The following is a 17,425-nucleotide window of genomic DNA, read 5'->3' as shown; positions in this document are numbered from 1 at the left end:
GGGTCAAGCCGGATCAGAAGCGGGTCTGCAGCGCCAGTTCGAAGGTCCGCGGTGTGCCCAGGTAATACGCTGGCGACACATGGGCAAACTGGCCATAGACCTCGTTGGTCAGGTTGCGCACTCGGCCGGTGACGTTGGTGTGGTTGTCGAGCTTGTAGCGCAGGAAGCTCCCGTAGAGGGTGTAGGCGGGCATCTGCATGGTGTTGGCGTTGTCGGCGTACACCGAGGCCACGTAGCGCGCGTCGACGCCGGCCTGCCAGCTGGGAGTCAGGTCATAGGTCAGCCACAGGTTGGCCAGCCGCTCGGGAACGTTGGTCGGGGTGTTGCCCTTGCGCGAAACCACGGCGCCGCTGGCAATCTTCTCGTTGAACTCGTCGTATTCGGCGTCCACCCAGGCGAAGTTGGCCTCGGCCAACAGCTTGGAAGTGATGCGCAGGGAACTGGCCAGTTCGATGCCCCTGGAGGTCTGTTGGCCCACCGGGATGCTGTTGGCCGGGTCCAGGGGATCGGTGACGGCAAAGTCCTGGCGCTGGATGCGATAGGCGGCGACGGTCGCCGAGCCTCGTCCTTCGAGGTAGTCGAACTTGCTGCCCACTTCCCATTGCTTGCCGGTGGACACCTCGAAGTTCTGAGTGCCGCTGGGCTGCTCGGCGGCGGTGCTGTATTGCACGTAGACGTTGGCGCTGGGCAGGAACTGCCAGGTCAGCCCCAGGCGTCCGGTGACCGGTTCCCAGCGGCGTTCGAGGTGGCGCGGGTTGCTGGCGGTGATGGCCCGGTGGTTGGTCACGTCCAGGTCGATGGCGTCGTAGCGCAGGCCGCTGAGCAGGGACAGTTCATCGGTCAGGGCCAGGTGGTTCTCGATGAACAGGGCACGGGTGGTGACCTGGTTGGTCTTGTCCTTGACCCAGCGCTGGCGGGTGTCCTTGAGGTCATAGAAGTACCCCGGCTGGAAGTTGTCAGGGTCGACGCTGTTGTTGGCCGGCACGTTCCACGGCGAGTTGGTGGTGCTGTTGACCTTGTATTCGAAGCCCCCGGACCAGGTGGTGTCGAGGCCGAACAGCTGATCGTCATGGCGCAGCTCGAACTGGTTGCCGTCCTGCTGGCCCTGGTGCCGCACCAGGTAGGCGGTGGAGCGGTTCACCCGGCTGTTGTCGGCGTTGTACTGGTAGGTTTCCAGGTTGCGGTAGTCGCGCTGGCTGTCCAGGTGGTAGAGGGTGTTGCGCACTGAGGTGCTGGGGTTGATCCGGTAATCGATGATCGAGCGCAGCCACACCGTGCGCTGCTCATACAGGCCGTCGGCGACGTTGTAGTTGTTGAAGCGGTTGTGCTTGTCGATCTTCAGCTCGCCGACCTTGGGGTTGAGTACCGGGGTGCCCCAGTAGGGGCTGTCCTCGTGCTCGTCCTGGTACTCCACGGCCAGGGTGTGGGAGAGGTCCGGGGTCAGGTCGCTGAGCAGCGAGAAGGCCAGGCTCCAGGCGTCCCTTTCCTGGCGGTCGATATAGCCGTTGCTGGTGTTGTGGCTGACGTCGAAGCGCGCGTAGTGCTGCACCTCGGCGCCGGCCGGGCTGAGGGCGTGATTGACTCCGAAGGCGGTTTGCGTGGTGTCGTAGCTGCCGTAGCCGAGCAGGGCTTCGGCGGCCTGTTCGCGCCGGTCGGCCAGTTTGGTCACGTAGTTCAGCGAGCCACCCACGGAGCCGGCGCCATTGATCAGCGACGAGGGCCCGCCCACCAGTTCCACCCGGTCATAGATCCAGGCATCCACCGGCCGCGCCAGGCCGGTGGCGACGTTGATGCCGTTGAACATCTGGGTGATCTGGCTGCTGGTGAAGCCGCGGTAGGAGACAAAGCCGCCGAACCCCGGCGGCGCGCTGGCGTTGACCCCGGGCAGGGCATTGGCGGCGTCCTGGAAGGTCCGGGCGCCGCGGCGCTCAAGGTCCTGACGGCTGGCCACGGCCACCGAAGCCGGGGTTTCCCGCAAGCTCAGGCCCAGGCGCGAGGCCATGCCACTGGACTGCTCCAGGTTCAGGCCCGGCTCGGCATCGGCTTCATCGGCGCCAATGGTGGTGGGTGCCAGTTCCAGGTTTGGCTGGCCCCAGGCGTGGATGGACAGGCAGCCCAGCAGGCTCGCCAGCAAAGGGAGGTGTTTCATCGGTGCATCCTGAATTCTTGACTAGGAAAAGGCCCACGAACGCGCGCCGCGCGACAGCGCAGTGGGCAGGTTGAGCACGAGCAAGAATCAGGCGAGAGGCGGTGCCCGGGGATGGGCCGCGGGCCAGGTGGAGCGGGCGGGGAGGTCGGTCTTGGCCAGGGCGCGCGCAGGCGGTGCCTGGGGTGGCGGCAGCAGGGCCAGGGTCAGGCTGGAGTTGAGTGGCGGGCCCATGCCGCCGGTGGAGCACAGCGGGCAGCCGAAGGCCTTGGACAGGGTTGGCAGTGAGTCCGGATCGGCTGGCTGCGACAACGGCGTCCGGGTGGCCGGGTCGATGCTACAGAACTGCCCACCGATACCGTTGAGCTGCAGGCCGAGCATCTGCCCGTGGCCGATGCTGCAGGCAAATACGTTGAACAGGACGCAGCAATAGAGCATCCAGGCAACGAGCGATCGATCGGAACGGGCAAATTTCATGGGGTGGCACTTTACCATCGAAGGCGACGAACGTACTGACAAAAGTGCCGATTTGGGTCCATTCTCTTTACGACTTTTTTACAAGGACGTCTGAACATGAATCTTCTGCTTGCACAGGGGGTGGCGGGTAGCTTCCTGTTGATCAGTTTGATCCATCTGTACTGGGCCGCCGGTGGCAAGCGTGGTAGCGACGCGGTGATTCCCGAAGTGCCGGGGCCGGGCCCCGGAATGAGCCAGCCGGCGTTTCGCCCGCCGGCCTTGGCGACCATGCTGGTGGCGGTGGGACTGCTGCTGGTGGCGATGCTGGTGTGCCTGCGGGTCGGGCTCTATCTGCCCACCGTCGCCCATCCGTCCCTGCAATGGGTGATCAGCGCCATTGCCCTGCTGATGTTCGCCCGGGCCATTGGCGACTCCGAACTGGTGGGGTTCTTCAAGCAAGTGCGCGACTCGAAGTTCGCCCGCCTCGACACCCTGTTCTACTCCCCGCTGTGCGTGGTGCTGGGAGCCGGATTGCTGGTGCTGGCCTGGGCCTGAGGGCCGCCAACCCACTGCTGGCGCGGGCTTGTGTCGCAACTGGCTTGTGTAGGAGCCGGCCCGTGTAGGAGCTGGCTCGTGTAGGAGCTGGCTTGCCAGCGAAAGCGTTTTCGAAGTCGCCGCAAGGCTCACGGGCCTCTTCGCCGGCAAGCCGGCTCCTGCATGGGCGCTGGACTCAGTTGCCGGCTTCGCTGCGTTTGCTGCTGACTTCCGCCGGTACATCGTCGCCGGCCATGCGTTTGCGGAACAGCGCCGCCCGGGCCAGCAACAGGGTGGTCACCGGCACCGTGATCGCCAGCAGGATCGGGATCAGCCAGGCGTGCAGCACCGGCCCGGACTTGAGCGCCGAAAAGTACAGGATCGAGGCCAGGGCCACGGTCCAGGAGCCCATGGTCGAGGCCAGCGCCGGCGGGTGCATGCGCTGGAAGTAGCTTTTCATGCGCAGGATGCCCAGGGCGCCGATCAAGGCGAACAGACTGCTGATCACCAGCAGCAGGGCCACCAGCACTTCCACCCAGAGGGGCAGTTGTTCCAGGCTGTTCATTCGATCACCTCGCCACGCAGAAGGAATTTGGCCAGGGCGAAGGAGCCGACAAAGCCGAACAGGGCGATCAGCAGCGCCGCCTCGAAGTAGGTGTCGCTGGCGTAGCGAATGCCCAGCACCAGCATCATCAGCATCGCCAGGATGTACAGGTAATCCAGGGCCAGAACCCGGTCCTGGGCCGAGGGGCCCTTGAACAGGCGCACCAGGGTCAGGACCATGGCCAGGGAAAACAGAAACAGGCTCAGCAGGATCGCGTTGCTCAACAGCGCGCTCATTCGAAAATCTCCATCAGCGGGCGCTCGTAGGTCGTCTTGAAGTGCTGGATGAATTGCGCTTCGTCCTGCAGATCGAAGACGTGCAGCAAGAGAATGCTGCGGTCCAGTGACAGCTCGGACCAGACCGTGCCCGGCACCACCGTGGTGATGGTGGACAGCGCCGCCAGGCCGTTGGCGTCTCGCAGGTCCAGGGGAATCTTGACGAAGGCCGAGCGCACCGGGTGGCGCCCGTCGTTGAGCACGCCCCAGGCCACGATCAGGTTCGACACCAGCACGTCGCAGCCAACCCGCAGCAGCAGGCGCAGGATGGTGCCGGGGCGGCGGATGCGGATCGGCAGTGGCCGCAACGGGCGCATCAGCAAAGGCGCAAGAAAGCCCAGGATGGCCCCCAGCAGCAGATTGCCGGGGCTGATGGACAGGTTCAGCACCAGCCACAGCAGCCACAGCGCCAGGGACAGGAAGGGCGCGGGGAACAGGCGCTTCATGGTTGCACCTCCAGCGCCGCTGCGGCCTTGGACTCAGGGCTGAGCACGGTGCGGGTGCCCAGTACCGCCATCACATAGTGCTCCGGATGATTGAGGCTGTCGGCGGTGGCCTGGGTGAAGCGCAGCAGCGGCTCGGCCTTGAAGCTGAGCAGCACGCAGAGTCCCAGCAACGCCACGATCGGCACGCATTCCAGCCGCCGCAATACCGGCGAAGGTCGCTCCTCCGGGCTCCAGAAGCGCTGGATGCCCAGGCGCGCAAAGGCGATCAGCGAGGCCAGGCCGGAGAGGATCAGCAGCGCCAGGAAACTCCAGCCCGCCAGCGCAACCGACGTGTCGCCGCTGGTGCCCAGGCCCGTCGGGTTGAGCAGCGCGGCGATCAGGTTGAGCTTGCCGATAAAGCCCGACAGCGGCGGCATGCCGATGATCAGCAGGGCGCAGGCAATGAAGCTCAGGCCGAGGAAGGCCATGGTCCAGGGAATCACCTGGCCGACCACCACTTGCTGTTCGTCGTCGAGGTTGCTGCCCCGGGGCGGGGGAAGGGTTTCCAATGGCCGCGGAAGGATTTCGCCTTCGTCTTCCAGGGGCACTTCAACCGCCGTGCGCGAACGCTCGATCAGCTCCGCCAACAGGAACAGCGCGCACAGCGCCAGGGTCGAGCTGAACAGGTAGAACAGCGCCGCGCCGGTGAGGGCCGGCTGGGCGAAGCCGATCACCGCGATCAGGATGCCCGCCGACACCAGGATGCTCAGGCTGGCCATGCGCTCCAGGCGCTGGGCCGGAAGAATCGCCAGGGCCGCGCAGAAGATCGTCGCCAGGCCGCCATAGATCAGCCACTGGTTGCCGAAGTAGGCCGAGGCCCCGGCCTGCCCGGAAAACAGCAGGGTCCACAGGCGCAGCACGGTGTAGATCCCGACCTTGGTCATGATCGCGAACAGCGCCGCCACCGGGGCGCTGGCCGAGGAGTAGGCCGGCACCAGCCAGAAGTTCAGCGGCCACATCCCGGCCTTGGCCAGGAAGGCGATGGCCAGGATCGCCGTGCCCGCATGCAGCAGGCCGCGGTCGGCTTCCGGCACCAGGGGAATCTTCATCGCCAGGTCGGCCATGTTCAGGGTCCCGGTGACCCCGTAGATCATCGCCGTGCCGATCAGGAACAGCGACGAAGCCAGCAGGTTGATGGTGATGTAGTGCAGCCCCGAGGACACCCGCGCGCGACCCGAGCCGTGCAGCATCAGGCCGTAGGAAGCCGCCAGCAGCACCTCGAAGAACACGAACAGGTTGAACAGGTCGGCGGTGAGGAAGGCGCCGTACAGGCCCATCAGCTGGATCTGGAACAAGGCGTGAAAGCTGGCCCCGGCGCCATCCCAGCGAGCCATGGCGAACAACAGCGCGCTGACCCCGATGATCCCGGTGAGCACCATCATCAGCGCCGACAGGCGATCCACCACCAGGGCGATGCCGAATGGCACCTGCCAGTTGCTCGGCAGGTACACGCCGAAGGAGCCGGTGGCGCCCTGGGCCTGGGTCCAGTACAGCAGGTAGCAGGCCAGGCCCAGGCCCAGCAGGCTGGAGAACAGGTTGATCCGCGCCTTGAGCGGACGGTGTTTTTCCCCCAGCAGCAACATGATGGCCGCGGTCAACAGCGGCAGAAGGATGGGGGCGACGATCAGGTGCGACAACGAACTCATTCCTTGGGCTCCCGGCCATCGACGTGGTCGGTGCCGGTCAGCCCTCGGGACGCCAGGAGCACCACCAGGAACAGCGCGGTCATGGCGAAGCTGATGACGATGGCGGTCAGCACCAGGGCCTGGGGCAGCGGGTCGGTGTAGTGCAGCAGGTCCTGAGGCACGCCGTCCTTGACGATCGGCTCCTTGCCAATGAACAGGCTGCCCATGCTGAAGATGAACAGGTTGACCGCATAGGACAGCAGGCATAGGCCCATCACCACCTGGAAGGTCCGTGGGCGCAGGACCAGCCAGACGCCGGATGCGGCGAGGACGCCAATGGCGATTGCGATGACTTCTTCCATCAGGCGGCTCCGCTCTTGATCAGGGATTTGGACTGGCTGGCCGGCTTGTGGGCTCGCACCGATTGGTGCGCCAGGGCGGTGAGGATCAGCAGGGTCGCGCCCAGCACCACCGCGTACACGCCAATGTCGAAGAACAGCGCGCTGGCGATATGGATGTCACCGAACAGCGGCAGGTCCACATGCACCGTGTGGGTGGTGAGGAACGGATAACCCCAGGCCAGGGCGCCAAGGCCGGTGGCCAGGGCGAACAGCAGACCGGTGCCCATCCAGCGCAGCGGCCGCAGGCTCATCTGCGCCTCGACCCATTGGGTGCCCGCCACCATGTACTGGAGGATGAAGGCCACCGACATCACCAGCCCGGCGACGAAACCGCCGCCCGGCAGGTTGTGCCCGCGCATGAACAGGTAGAAGGACACCACCAGGGCGATCGGCAGCAACAGGCGCACCAGCACCGCCGGCACCATCATGAAGCCCAGGGCGGTATCGCTGGCCTGGCGCGGGTTGACCAGGTCGGTGACCACGTCCGGGGCCAGCAGGCGCTGCTGCGCCGGCAACTGCATGCTTTCCTTGGGCGGGCGGAAGCGCCGCAGCAGGGCGAACACAGTCAGCGCCACGGCCGCCAACACGGTGATCTCGCCCAGGGTGTCGAAGCTGCGAAAGTCCACCAGGGTCACGTTGACCACGTTGGTGCCGCCGCCTTCAGGCAGGGCACGGCTGAGGTAGAACGAGGAGATGTCGTTGGGGGTAGGGCGGGTCAGCATGGCGTAGGACAGCACCGCCATGCCCAGGCCCACGGCCACCGACAGGCAGAGGTCGCGCAGGCGGCGGATGCGCGCCTTGGGCAGGCTGCTGGGCAGTGGCGAGACTTCTTCGATCCGCCGTGGCAGCCAGCGCAGGCCAAGGAGGATCAGCACCGTGGTCACCACTTCCACCACCAGCTGGGTCAGGGCCAGGTCCGGCGCGGAGAACCAGACGAAGGTCACGCAGGTCATCAGCCCGCAGACGCTGACCATGGTCAGGGCCGCCAGACGGTGATACTTGGCCTGCCAGGCAGCGCCCAGGGCACAGGCGATGGCCAGCAGCCAGAAGGTCACGAAGACGATGGAACCGGGGATCTTCGGCCGGTCGCCCCAGGTCAGCTGGCTGTAGAGCATGGGAATCAGGCCGGTGATCACCGCCGCCAGAATCAGCAAGAACAGCTGGCTCTGCAGGCGCTTGGTGCTCAGCCGGCGCTCCAGGCGCCGGGCCAGGCGGGTCATGCCCACCAGGCTGCGTTCGAACAACAGCTTGCCGTTGAGACGGCCCACCACCGGCGGGTAGGCGAAACGCCCGGCCACCAGCGGTTTGTGCAGCAGCAGGTAGAGCACAATGCCGCAGGACATGGCGATCAGGCTCATGATCATCGGCGCATTGAGGCCGTGCCAGATCGCCAGGCTGTACTCGGGCAGGGTGCCGCCCACCACTGGCCGCGCGGCGGCGGCCAGCGGCGGACCGATGATCTGCGCCGGGAACATGCCCACCAGCAGGCAGGTGAACACCAGCAACTCCACCGGTGCGCGCATCCAGCGCGGTGGCTCGTGGGGCGTGTGCGGCAGGTCGGTGGCCGGCTCGCCGAAGAACACATCGACGGTAAAGCGCAGGGCGTAGGCGACGCTGAAGGTCCCGGCGATGGTGGCGATCACCGGCAGGGCGATTTCCACCCAGGCGCTGGAATTGATGAACACCGTCTCGGCGAAGAACATCTCCTTGGACAGGAAACCGTTGAGCAGCGGCACCCCGGCCATGGAGGCGCTGGCCACCATGGCCAGGGTCGCGGTGTAGGGCATCAGCTTGATCAGGCCATTGAGTTTGCGGATGTCGCGGCTGCCGCTCTCGTGGTCGATGATCCCGGCGGCCATGAACAGCGAGGCCTTGAAGGTGGCGTGGTTGAGGATGTGGAACACCGCCGCCACCGCCGCCAGCGGGCTGTTCAGGCCCAGCAGCAGGGTGATCAGCCCCAGGTGGCTGATGGTGGAGTAGGCCAGCAGGCCCTTCAGGTCGTTCTGGAACATCGCGCAGTAGGCGCCCAGCACCAGGGTGCAGGCCCCGGCGCCGCTGACGATGTAGAACCATTCTTGGGTGCCGGACAACGACGGCCACAGGCGGGCCAGGAGAAACACCCCGGCCTTGACCATGGTCGCCGAGTGCAGGTAGGCCGAGACCGGCGTTGGCGCGGCCATGGCGTGGGGCAGCCAGAAGTGGAAGGGGAACTGTGCGCTCTTGCTCAGGGCGCCCAGCAGGATCAATGGCAACAGGATCGGGTAGAGCGCATGGGCGCGGATCTTGTCTCCGGCAGCTAGCACCTGATCCAGGTCGTAGCTGCCGACCACATGGCCGAGCAGCATGACCCCCGCCAGCAGGCATAACCCGCCTGCGCCGGTGACCATCAGGGCCATGTAGGCGCCGCGGCGGGCGTCGGAGCGGTGGTGCCAGTAGCCGATCAGAAGGAACGAGAACAGGCTGGTGAGCTCCCAGAAGAACACCATCTGGATCAGGTTGCCGGAGATCACCAGGCCCAGCATGGCCCCCATGAACGCCAGGAAGAAGGCGAAGAAGCGCGGCACCGGATCTTCCGGCGACATGTAGTAGCGCGCATACAGCGCCACCAGACTGCCGATGCCCAGCACCAGCAACGAGAACAGCCAGGCGAAGCCGTCCAGGCGCAGCACGAAGTTCAGGCCCAGGCTTGGCAGCCAGGTATATTCCTCGCGGATAATCCCGCCGTCGGCGATCTGCGGATACAGCAAAGCCACCTGGATGGTGCCAATGAGTGCCACCAGGCCAGCCAGCAGAGATTCGGTGTTACGCGCGTTGTGCGGCAGCAGGGCCGCCAGACAGCTGCCAATAAATGGCAGAAGCAGTAGAACTATCAGGGACATAGGTTTCTAATCTGCAGAAAAGTGTGACGCATAATACGTGCCAGGCCTCCGATCACCAACCGCCACGGACGGCTCGGCCCCCCTAAGAAATGTTACATGCGCTTTCAAAGGTAGGAGACAAATGCCGGATGCGCCCGTTCACCGGGCGCTGCAAGGCCAATGCCCTGCCCAGGTCAATCTGCTGCAAGGATGGATAACGGTGCACCTCATACAAGGATCGACCCTGGGTCGGATGATTCGACGCACAGGTTTCGCTTTACTATTTAGCGCTTTCGGCGCGGTGCTGGGCATTGGCCTGGAGCATTACCTGGAGCGGCCCGCGATGCTCAAGACCCGCCAGGCGCTGACCATCGAAGGCCCGCTGGGCGATGCCCAGCGCTACCAGTTGCCAGCGGGCACGGTGCTTTACTACGACCGCTCCCTGGCCGAAGGGCATGCGCTCTACCACGCCTATTTCTATTTCCACGGCACGCCCGAGCATGACCCGGTGCGGCTTGAGCCCAAGCACCAGGGCTCGCTGATCGCCCCGACCTGGCTCTATGCCCCCGGCGACCCCGCGCTCTAGGCGCTGGCTTGCCAGCGAGGGCACCCGCCGGATCGCTTTCGCCGGCAAGCCGGCTCCTACAGGCCGTCCGCTGCCTGGTCGGCCAAGGCCGGTCGATCGGCTTTCGTGGCCCGACCCTTGGGCTTCCATTCACTGATAATCACCGCCGCCACGATCAAGGCGCCACCCAGCAGCGCCAGCCCGGGCAGGCGTTCCCCGGCGATCCGCCCGAAAATTCCGGCCCATACCGGTTCACCGGCATAGATCAGGGTGGCACGGGTTGGCGAGACGCTTTTCTGCGCCCAGTTCATCGCCACCTGGATCGCCGCACTGGCCGCCCCCAGTCCCAGGGCGCTGGCCAGCAGCAGCCAGGAAAACTCCGGTAGCGTCTCGCCGGTCGGTAGCACCATGGCAAAGGCCAGCAGCGCGGTGATCGCCAGTTGCACCACCGTCACCCGGCGCACATCCACCCGCCCGGCGAAGCTGCTGATGAGGATGATTTCCGCGGCAATCGCCACGGTGCTGATCAGGGTGGCGATTTCGCCGGGGCTGAAGTCCAGTGAGGCGCCATTGGGGCCGGACAGCAGCATCAGGCCGGTAAAGGCCAGCATGATGCCGATGCTCGGCAGCAACCCCGGGCGCTTGCCCATGAACAGCCATTGCAGCAGGGGCACGAAGGGCACGTAGAGGGCGGTGATGAAGGCCGACTGGCTGCTGGGAATGCTTTGCAGGCCGATGGTCTGCAAACCGTAGCCGAGCATGATGGCGGTACCGATGAAGGTCCCGGCCCGCAGTTCGAACAAGGTCAGGCCACGCAAATGGCGCAGGGAAAACAGGGCGACGATGCACGCCGCCGCGGCAAAGCGCAGGCCGACGAAAAACATCGGTCCGCTGACGCTCATGGCTTGCTGCACCAGAAGGAAGGTGCCGCCCCAGATCAGGGTGATCAGCACCAGCACCGCTTCGGCCCTGCTGAGTGGGAAGCGTATTGCGCGGGAGGGCGTTGAAGTCATGGCCTTGCGTGCTACCTGAGGGGGGACGCACAATGCGCCGGAAGCTGGGCAGTATACTGCGCAGGCCCGGAGAGCGAGCAATATAGTGCACAAAGATAACGTCCAACGGGCTTCGGTCCTGCAACATGTCAGCCTTAACGTGCGACGCCTGCGCCATGCGGCAGGCTTGAGCCAGAGCGCCCTGGCCGAAAAGTCCGACGTCAGTCGGCGGATGCTGGTGGCCATCGAGGCCGGGGAGAAAAACGTCAGTCTCGGCACCCTGGACCGGGTGGCCGAAGCCTTGAACGTGGCATTCAGCGACCTGATCCAGTCCCCGGACGCCCGTGACCCGAGCCGCATCAACGAGCTGGCCTGGGCCGGGGCCATTCCCGGGAGCAAGGCGCTGCTCCTGGCCAAGGCCGAGGCCAGTCGTGAAGTGGAGCTCTGGGAGTGGCAGCTGGAGCCTGGCGAGGTCTATCACTCGGAGTGCGACACCGTCGGCTGGAGCGAGCAGATCTATGTCTTCGAGGGCTGCCTGACGCTGTTCTTCGGCGACGCCGAGCGGCGCCTGGAAAGCGGTGATTTCTTCGTGTTCGCCAGTCATGTGCCCCACGGCTATCGCAACGACGGCCCCCTGGCCACGCGCTTCGTGCGCAACGTGGTGTACTGATTGCCCAGGCCTGCCAGCCACTGTTGGCCAGTCAACAGCGGTTGGACATTTTGCCTGTTTTCAATTCAGGGTCTTTCTCTGGAATAACCATCAAGTCATTGAAATAAAACGTTTTTATTTTTAGGCACGACTCCTGCAATTGTCCTGATAACGAGCCCCCGAGCGGTGTTCATCTTGATCTTCAGGACGTGGAGTCGGCCCATGACAGCCCCAGCCCAACCCTCACCCAATGCCCACCTGATCCGCAGCGATGCCGAGGCCATCAGCGTCGCCCGCGACCTGGCCCAGCGCTTTGCCGTCGAGGCCGCAGTGCGCGACCGCGAACGGCGTCTGCCGCGCGCAGAGCTTGACGAGTTTTCGGCCAGTGGCCTGTGGGGCATCACCATCCCCAGGGAGTACGGCGGTGCTGGAGTGTCCTACGTCACCCTGACCGAGGTGATCAAGATCATCTCCGCCGCCGACCCATCCCTGGGCCAGTTGCCGCAGAACCACCTCGGCGTGGTGGACATCCTGTTGCAGACCGCCAGCGAAGAGCAGAAGCGCTATTACTTCGCCAAGGTGTTGCAGGGCTACCGCTTCGGCAATGCGTTTTCCGAAGCCGGCAGCAAGCACGTCGGAGCCTTTGAGACGCGGATCCGCTTCAGCGGCGAGCAGGCGCAGATCGATGGCGAAAAGTTCTACTGCACCGGCGCCTTGTTCGCCCATATCGTGCCGACCGTGGCGGTGGATGAGCACAACCAGGCGCACATTGCCTTTATCGAGCGTGACAGCCCCGGGCTGACGGTAATCGACAGCTGGGACGGCTTCGGCCAGCGCACCACCGCCAGCGGCGGGGTCAGTCTCAAGGCGGTGCAGGTGCCGCGCAGCGCGGTGATCCCGGCCCACCAGGCCTTCGACCAACCCACCGCCGACGGTCCGATTTCGCAGATCATCCAGGCCGCGGTGGACACCGGCATCGCCGTCGCCGCCCTGGAAGACGCCAAGCACCATGCCCGGCAGTCCCGACCATGGATCGACAGTGGCCTGGATCACGGCTGGCAGGACCCGTTCACCATCGCCGCCATCGGCGACCTGGAATGGCGGGTGCACGGCACCGAGGCAATCCTTGCCAAGGCCGCCGAGGCGGTCGATCAGGCCCTGGCCAGCCCCAGCGAAGACAGCGTCGCCCAGGCCTCGTTGGTGGTGGCCCAGGCCAAGGTGCTGTCGGCGCAAAGCGCCTTGCTCGCCGCCAGCAAACTGTTCGAGCTGGCCGGCACCCGCTCGGTGTCGGCCAAGTACAACCTCGACCGCCACTGGCGCAACGCCCGCACCCACACCCTGCACGATCCGGCGCGCTGGAAATACCACCTGATCGGCAACTTCCTGCTCAACGGCGTCAAGCCGCCCCGTCACGCCTGGAACTGAAAGGACTGCGCCATGAATGCATTGACCCGCCCCGACACCCCGCAAGTGGCCCTGGAGCACAGCGCCGATACCCTGCAGCGAGCCCGCGCGCTGTTGCAGCAGACCCTGGACTTCGTCCGTCAGCAGGCCCGGCCCTGGTCCGGCAGCGGCCTGAGCAAGGCCAGTGACGATCCCTATGTGATCAGCCGTTTCGGCGACCTGCAGATCCACATCGAAGTCGCCGCCGCCCTGCAGGAACGCGCCCAGCGTCAGTTGCACGAGCACCAGGAACCGGCGGAGATCAGCGTGGCCCTGGCCGAGGCCGCGATTGCCGCCAGCCAGGCGTTGCTGGCCGCCAGTGACGCCGAGTTCGAACTCACTGGCCAGCGCAGCCCGCAGCCGCAGAACCTGGACGACCCGCTGCGCTGGAAGTACCAGCTGATCGGCAACTACCGCCTCAACGGCGTGCCACCCCAAGGTTTCAGGAGTGCTGTCTGATGTCCCGTGAAATCCGCCTCAATGCCTTCGACATGAACTGCGTCGGCCACCAGTCGCCGGGCCTCTGGGCCCACCCCCGGGACCGCTCCTGGCAATACAAGGACCTGGAGTACTGGACCGACCTGGCCAGGATCCTCGAAAAGGGCAAGTTCGACGGACTGTTCATCGCCGATGTGCTGGGCATCTACGACGTCTACAACGGCAATGGCGAGGCGGCGATCCGCCAGGCGGCCCAGGTGCCGGTCAATGATCCGCTGCAATTGATCCCGCCCATGGCCCTGGTCACCGAGCACCTGGGCTTCGGCCTCACCGCCTCGCTGTCGTTCGAGCATCCGTATCCCTTCGCCCGGCGCCTGTCCACCCTCGATCACCTGACCAAGGGCCGCGCCGGCTGGAACATCGTCACCTCCTATCTGGAGAGTGGCGCGAAGAACATCGGGCAGCAGGCGCAGACCGAACACGACGCCCGCTATGACTACGCCGAGGAGTACCTGGAGGTCTGCTACAAGCTCTGGGAGGGCAGTTGGGAGGACGGCGCGATCCTGCGCGACCGCGAGCGGCGGATCTTCAGCGACCCGAGCAAGATTCACGAGATCCGCCACGTCGGCAAACACTTCCAGGTGCCGGGTATCCACCTGTGCGAGCCGTCGCCGCAACGCACCCCGGTGCTCTACCAGGCCGGGGCGTCGAGCCGCGGCAAGCAGTTCGCCGCCGAGCACGCCGAATGCGTGTTCGTCGCCGCGCCGTCCAAGGTGCTGCTGAAAAAGACCGTGGCCGACATCCGCCGCCGCGCCGCCGAAGCCGGGCGCGACCCGTCGAAGATCCTCATCTTCAACCTGCAGACGGTGATCCTCGGCGAAACCGATGCCCTGGCCAAGGCCAAGTTCGAGGAATACAAGTCCTGGGTCAGCTACGAGGGCGCCATGGCGCTGATTTCCGGCTGGACCGGTATCGACTTCAGCCGCTTCAAGCCCGACGAGCCCCTCAAGCACGTGCACACCAACGCCATCCAGTCGGCGGTGGAAGCCTTCTCCACGGCGGACCCGAACAAGGTCTGGACCCCCCACGAACTGGCCGACTGGGTCGGCATCGGCGGCTTTGGCCCGTTGTTCGTCGGCAGCCCGCAAACCGTGGCCGACCTGCTCCAGGAGTGGGTCGAGGAAACCGATGTCGACGGCTTCAACCTGGCCTACGCCCTGACCCACGAAACCTTTATCGACGCGGTTGAGCTGTTGGTCCCTGAGCTGCAGAAACGCGGGGTGTACAAGACCGAGTACGCCCCCGGCACCCTGCGGGAAAAACTCTTCGGCGCCGGCCCGCGCCTGCCGGCCAATCACCCTGGCAGCGCCTGGCGCGACCTCGGTGCCCGGCCTCAGCCGCAACGCGCCAGCGCCTGACCCCCACGCTTCGCGTAGGCGCTGGCTCGCCAGCGAAGAGTCCGGCAGATCGGCACCTGCACAGAAGCCGATCCGCCCGTAGGAGCTGGCTTGCCAGCGAAAGGGCCACTAAAGCCCGTCAATGTCCAGCCAGCGGACCACCGCACGCATGGCCAAGCCATAGAGGTCACCCCATGAGCGTGCACGAACTCAAACCCGCGCCCAGCATCGAGGCGCTGCCTGCCGAAGCCCGCCTGCAAGGCTCCGCGGCCCTGGAACAGCTGCGGCACTGGGCCCAGGCCCGGCCGCTGGACAATGCCCTGCGCCACAAGCGCCACGGGCACTGGTATGCCTGGCGCTGGATCGATGCCCTGCGCGGTGTCGAGCGCCTGGCCGACGGCTTGCGTCAGCAAGGCCTTGACCGGCAGTCCCGGCTGGCCCTGAGCGGGCCGTTCGAGCCGGACCTGTTGCTGCTGGCCCTGGCTGCCCGGAGCCTGGGCGCCGAGGTGTTCAGCCTCGACCCGGAGCTGGCGCCCGAGGCCCTGCGCCAGACGCTTTGGCGCCTGCAGCCGAGCCACGCCTTCGTCCACTCGCGGCGCCAGGTCCTGGCCTGGGTGGCCGCCGGGGAACAGGGCCCGGCCCCGCGTCTGCTGATCGCCGGGCAAGCCTTGCCGCGCTTGCCCGCCGGGGCGCGCCAGCCGCTGCTGGCCTTCGCCGACCTGCTGGGTCCCAGCGAAACGCCCCAGCGTCAGCTCCATTGGCGTCATCCGGCCACTGCCGAGCAGATGTGGAGCGAAGAGGGCACGCAATGGGCGGCGGGCTTGCAGGTGCTGCTGGAGTACTGGCTGAACAGTGGCCACAGCCTGGCCTTCCCCGAAACCAGCGCATCCGCCAGTCGCGACCGCCGCGACGTGGCCCCCAGCGGCCTGCTGCTGTCGCCGCCGCGCCTGCAACAGCTGGCGGATGAAATCGAAAGCCGCCTGGCGCCTCCCGGCAGTTGGCGCCGGCGCCTGTGCGAGTGGGCCATTGCCCATCCTCACCGGGCCTTGCCCCGGCTGCTCAAGCAGCGGGTGCGCCGGTTGCTGGGCTTTGCCCGCCTGCAGTTCATCTGGCAGCCGGCGCCGTCCACCACCCAACCCTCAACCCCGGCCTGGATCGCCGAATTCAAACGGAACATTGCATGAGCCCCAGCGAACCCATCCTGCAAGTGCGCGCCGTGTCCCTGTCGTTCAAGGGAGTCAAGGCCATCAACCAGCTGTCGTTCGACGTGCGCCGTGGCGAAATCTGCGGGCTGATCGGACCCAACGGCGCCGGCAAGAGCTCGTTGCTCAACCTGCTCAACGGGGTCTATCGCTTCGACAGCGGGGCGATTGTCTTCGAGCGCCAGAGCTATTCGCGCATCGACCCGCTGAGCGCCGCTCGCCGTGGCATTGGCCGGACGTTCCAGAACAATGCGCTGTTCAAGAAGATGAGCGTGATCGACAACCTGCTCACTGGCCTGTCGCGGCATGCGCGCACCTACCTGATCGAGCAGGCCCTGGGCTTGCCCCGGGCCCGGCGCGAGGCCGCGACCTTCCGCCAGCTGGCCCAGGGCATCCTGCAGTTTCTCGATTTGCAGGCGCTGCGCGATGTCCCGGTGGGCAACCTGTCCTACGGCCTGCAAAAACGCGTGGAGCTGGGCCGGGCGCTGATTGCCGGGCCCAGCCTGCTGTTGCTGGACGAACCCCTGGCGGGAATGAACGCCGAGGAAAAGCAGGAAATGGCCGGCTTCATCGCCGACATCAATCGTGACCTGGGCACCACCGTGGTGTTGATCGAGCACGACATGGGGGTGGTCATGGAGCTGTGCGACCACCTGGTGGTCCTGGACTACGGGCGCAAGGTGGGCGATGGCACGCCAGCCGAGGTCCAGGCCGATCCTGAGGTGATCGCCGCTTACCTGGGAGCCGTGCACGCATGACGTTCTTCTTCGAAACCCTGCTCGGCGGCCTGCTGGCCGGCACCCTGTATTCCCTGGTGGCCATCGGCTTCGTGCTGATCTACAAGGCCAGCGGCGTGTTCAATTTCGCCCAGGGCGCGATGCTGCTGTTCGCCGCCCTGACTTTCGTCAGCCTGCACGAGCAGGGCGTGCCCTTCGCTTTGGCGCTGCTGCTGACGGTACTGGTGATGGTCATCGCTGCCTGGCTGATCGAGCGCCTGGTGCTGCGGCCGTTGGTCAACCGTTCGCAGATCACCCTGTTCATGGCCACCCTGGGCCTGTCGTTCATCATCGAGGGCCTGGCCCAGGGGCTGATGGGTTCCCAGGTGCGGGCCCTGGACCTGGGCATCGACGACGTGCCGCTGTTTCTCGGGCCGCTGATGCTCAGTCAGTTCGATCTGATCGCCGCGGCCACCGCCCTGGTGCTGGTGGTGGTCCTGGCGCTGCTGTTCAACAAGACCCGCATCGGCATCTCCCTGCGGGCGGTGGCCGACGACACCACGGCGGCGCTGTCCATCGGCATCAACCTCAACCGCATCTGGCAGATCGTCTGGGCCGTGGCCGGGGTGGTGGGGCTGG

General features: G+C 65.9%; 17 protein-coding genes and 1 pseudogene. 9 read left to right on the top strand and 9 right to left on the bottom strand.

Annotation, left to right across the window (positions count from 1 at the left end; all coding sequences use genetic code 11):
- Window positions 1–13: 13 nt before the first annotated feature.
- The gene (locus tag DNK59_RS18705) at window positions 14–2,149 is read right to left on the bottom strand and encodes a TonB-dependent siderophore receptor (RefSeq protein WP_110724126.1); all 2,136 of its coding nucleotides are present in this window, start codon (window positions 2,147–2,149) and stop codon (window positions 14–16) included.
- Between the two features lie 87 nt (window positions 2,150–2,236).
- Window positions 2,237–2,623, bottom strand: a complete 387-nt coding sequence (locus tag DNK59_RS18700; protein ID WP_177431269.1) for a DUF2946 domain-containing protein — start codon at window positions 2,621–2,623, stop codon at window positions 2,237–2,239.
- A 96-nt stretch (window positions 2,624–2,719) separates the two neighbouring features.
- Between DNK59_RS18700 and DNK59_RS18695 the strand changes: the two genes are divergently transcribed.
- Window positions 2,720–3,157: a DUF3995 domain-containing protein gene (locus tag DNK59_RS18695; RefSeq protein ID WP_092315327.1), complete on the top strand. Its 438-nt coding sequence runs from the start codon at window positions 2,720–2,722 to the stop codon at window positions 3,155–3,157.
- 175 nt (window positions 3,158–3,332) lie between these two features.
- Here the strand turns inward: DNK59_RS18695 and DNK59_RS18690 are convergent, their stop codons facing one another.
- Genes DNK59_RS18690 through DNK59_RS18665 form a run of 6 tightly spaced genes read right to left on the bottom strand, consistent with a single transcriptional unit; the run spans window position 3,333 to window position 9,405 of the window.
- Entirely contained in the window at window positions 3,333–3,701 is a 369-nt protein-coding gene (locus tag DNK59_RS18690; protein WP_092315325.1) for a Na+/H+ antiporter subunit G, read from the bottom strand.
- The gene (locus DNK59_RS18685) at window positions 3,698–3,976 is read right to left on the bottom strand and encodes a K+/H+ antiporter subunit F (protein WP_038846025.1); all 279 of its coding nucleotides are present in this window, start codon (window positions 3,974–3,976) and stop codon (window positions 3,698–3,700) included. The genes DNK59_RS18690 and DNK59_RS18685 overlap by 4 nt, the downstream gene beginning before the upstream one ends.
- Window positions 3,973–4,461 carry a Na+/H+ antiporter subunit E gene (locus DNK59_RS18680; RefSeq protein ID WP_110724124.1) on the bottom strand — a complete coding sequence of 163 codons (489 nt, stop codon included), beginning with the start codon at window positions 4,459–4,461 and terminating at the stop codon, window positions 3,973–3,975. The genes DNK59_RS18685 and DNK59_RS18680 overlap by 4 nt, the downstream gene beginning before the upstream one ends.
- Complete coding sequence (locus DNK59_RS18675; RefSeq protein ID WP_110724123.1) at window positions 4,458–6,146, bottom strand: monovalent cation/H+ antiporter subunit D; 1,689 nt, start codon at window positions 6,144–6,146, stop codon at window positions 4,458–4,460. The genes DNK59_RS18680 and DNK59_RS18675 overlap by 4 nt, the downstream gene beginning before the upstream one ends.
- Window positions 6,143–6,487 carry a Na+/H+ antiporter subunit C gene (locus tag DNK59_RS18670; protein ID WP_011060906.1) on the bottom strand — a complete coding sequence of 115 codons (345 nt, stop codon included), beginning with the start codon at window positions 6,485–6,487 and terminating at the stop codon, window positions 6,143–6,145. The genes DNK59_RS18675 and DNK59_RS18670 overlap by 4 nt, the downstream gene beginning before the upstream one ends.
- Entirely contained in the window at window positions 6,487–9,405 is a 2,919-nt protein-coding gene (locus DNK59_RS18665) for a monovalent cation/H+ antiporter subunit A (RefSeq protein WP_110724122.1), read from the bottom strand. Before DNK59_RS18665 ends, DNK59_RS18670 begins: the two co-directional genes overlap by 1 nt.
- A 232-nt stretch (window positions 9,406–9,637) precedes the next feature.
- Between DNK59_RS18665 and DNK59_RS18660 the strand changes: the two genes are divergently transcribed.
- Window positions 9,638–9,970, top strand: coding sequence for a hypothetical protein (locus DNK59_RS18660; RefSeq protein ID WP_177431268.1), 333 nt, complete (start codon window positions 9,638–9,640; stop codon window positions 9,968–9,970).
- A gap of 56 nt (window positions 9,971–10,026) precedes the next feature.
- Here DNK59_RS18660 and DNK59_RS18655 read toward each other — a convergent pair.
- A pseudogene (locus tag DNK59_RS18655) lies at window positions 10,027–11,053 on the bottom strand (DMT family transporter).
- Between DNK59_RS18655 and DNK59_RS18650 the strand changes: the two are divergent.
- The 7 genes from DNK59_RS18650 to DNK59_RS18620 all read left to right on the top strand — a co-directional run.
- Window positions 11,048–11,611, top strand: coding sequence for a helix-turn-helix domain-containing protein (locus DNK59_RS18650; protein WP_110724120.1), 564 nt, complete (start codon window positions 11,048–11,050; stop codon window positions 11,609–11,611). The pseudogene DNK59_RS18655 and the gene DNK59_RS18650 overlap by 6 nt on opposite strands.
- 201 nt (window positions 11,612–11,812) lie before the next feature.
- The gene (locus tag DNK59_RS18645) at window positions 11,813–13,015 is read left to right on the top strand and encodes an SfnB family sulfur acquisition oxidoreductase (protein ID WP_110724119.1); all 1,203 of its coding nucleotides are present in this window, start codon (window positions 11,813–11,815) and stop codon (window positions 13,013–13,015) included.
- Window positions 13,016–13,027: 12 nt separating this feature from the next.
- Window positions 13,028–13,492, top strand: coding sequence for an acyl-CoA dehydrogenase (locus tag DNK59_RS18640; RefSeq protein WP_110724118.1), 465 nt, complete (start codon window positions 13,028–13,030; stop codon window positions 13,490–13,492).
- A complete protein-coding gene (locus DNK59_RS18635) occupies window positions 13,492–14,889 on the top strand; it encodes an LLM class flavin-dependent oxidoreductase (RefSeq protein ID WP_110724117.1) in 1,398 nt (465 codons plus the stop codon). The genes DNK59_RS18640 and DNK59_RS18635 overlap by 1 nt, the downstream gene beginning before the upstream one ends.
- A gap of 173 nt (window positions 14,890–15,062) precedes the next feature.
- Window positions 15,063–16,052 carry an AMP-binding protein gene (locus DNK59_RS18630; protein WP_110724116.1) on the top strand — a complete coding sequence of 330 codons (990 nt, stop codon included), beginning with the start codon at window positions 15,063–15,065 and terminating at the stop codon, window positions 16,050–16,052.
- Entirely contained in the window at window positions 16,049–16,828 is a 780-nt protein-coding gene (locus tag DNK59_RS18625) for an ABC transporter ATP-binding protein (RefSeq protein WP_092315303.1), read from the top strand. Before DNK59_RS18630 ends, DNK59_RS18625 begins: the two co-directional genes overlap by 4 nt.
- Window positions 16,825–17,425, top strand: a 601-nt coding sequence (locus DNK59_RS18620; protein ID WP_110724115.1) for a branched-chain amino acid ABC transporter permease, incomplete at its 3' end; no start/stop codon positions are given. The genes DNK59_RS18625 and DNK59_RS18620, both read left to right, overlap by 4 nt.

The organism is Pseudomonas sp. TKO26 (genome assembly GCF_003225665.1).
GTDB lineage: Bacteria > Pseudomonadota > Gammaproteobacteria > Pseudomonadales > Pseudomonadaceae > Aquipseudomonas > Aquipseudomonas saponiphila.
The sequence above is the reverse complement of the archived record's forward strand: the minus strand, read 5'-3'. Positions and strand labels throughout refer to the sequence as shown.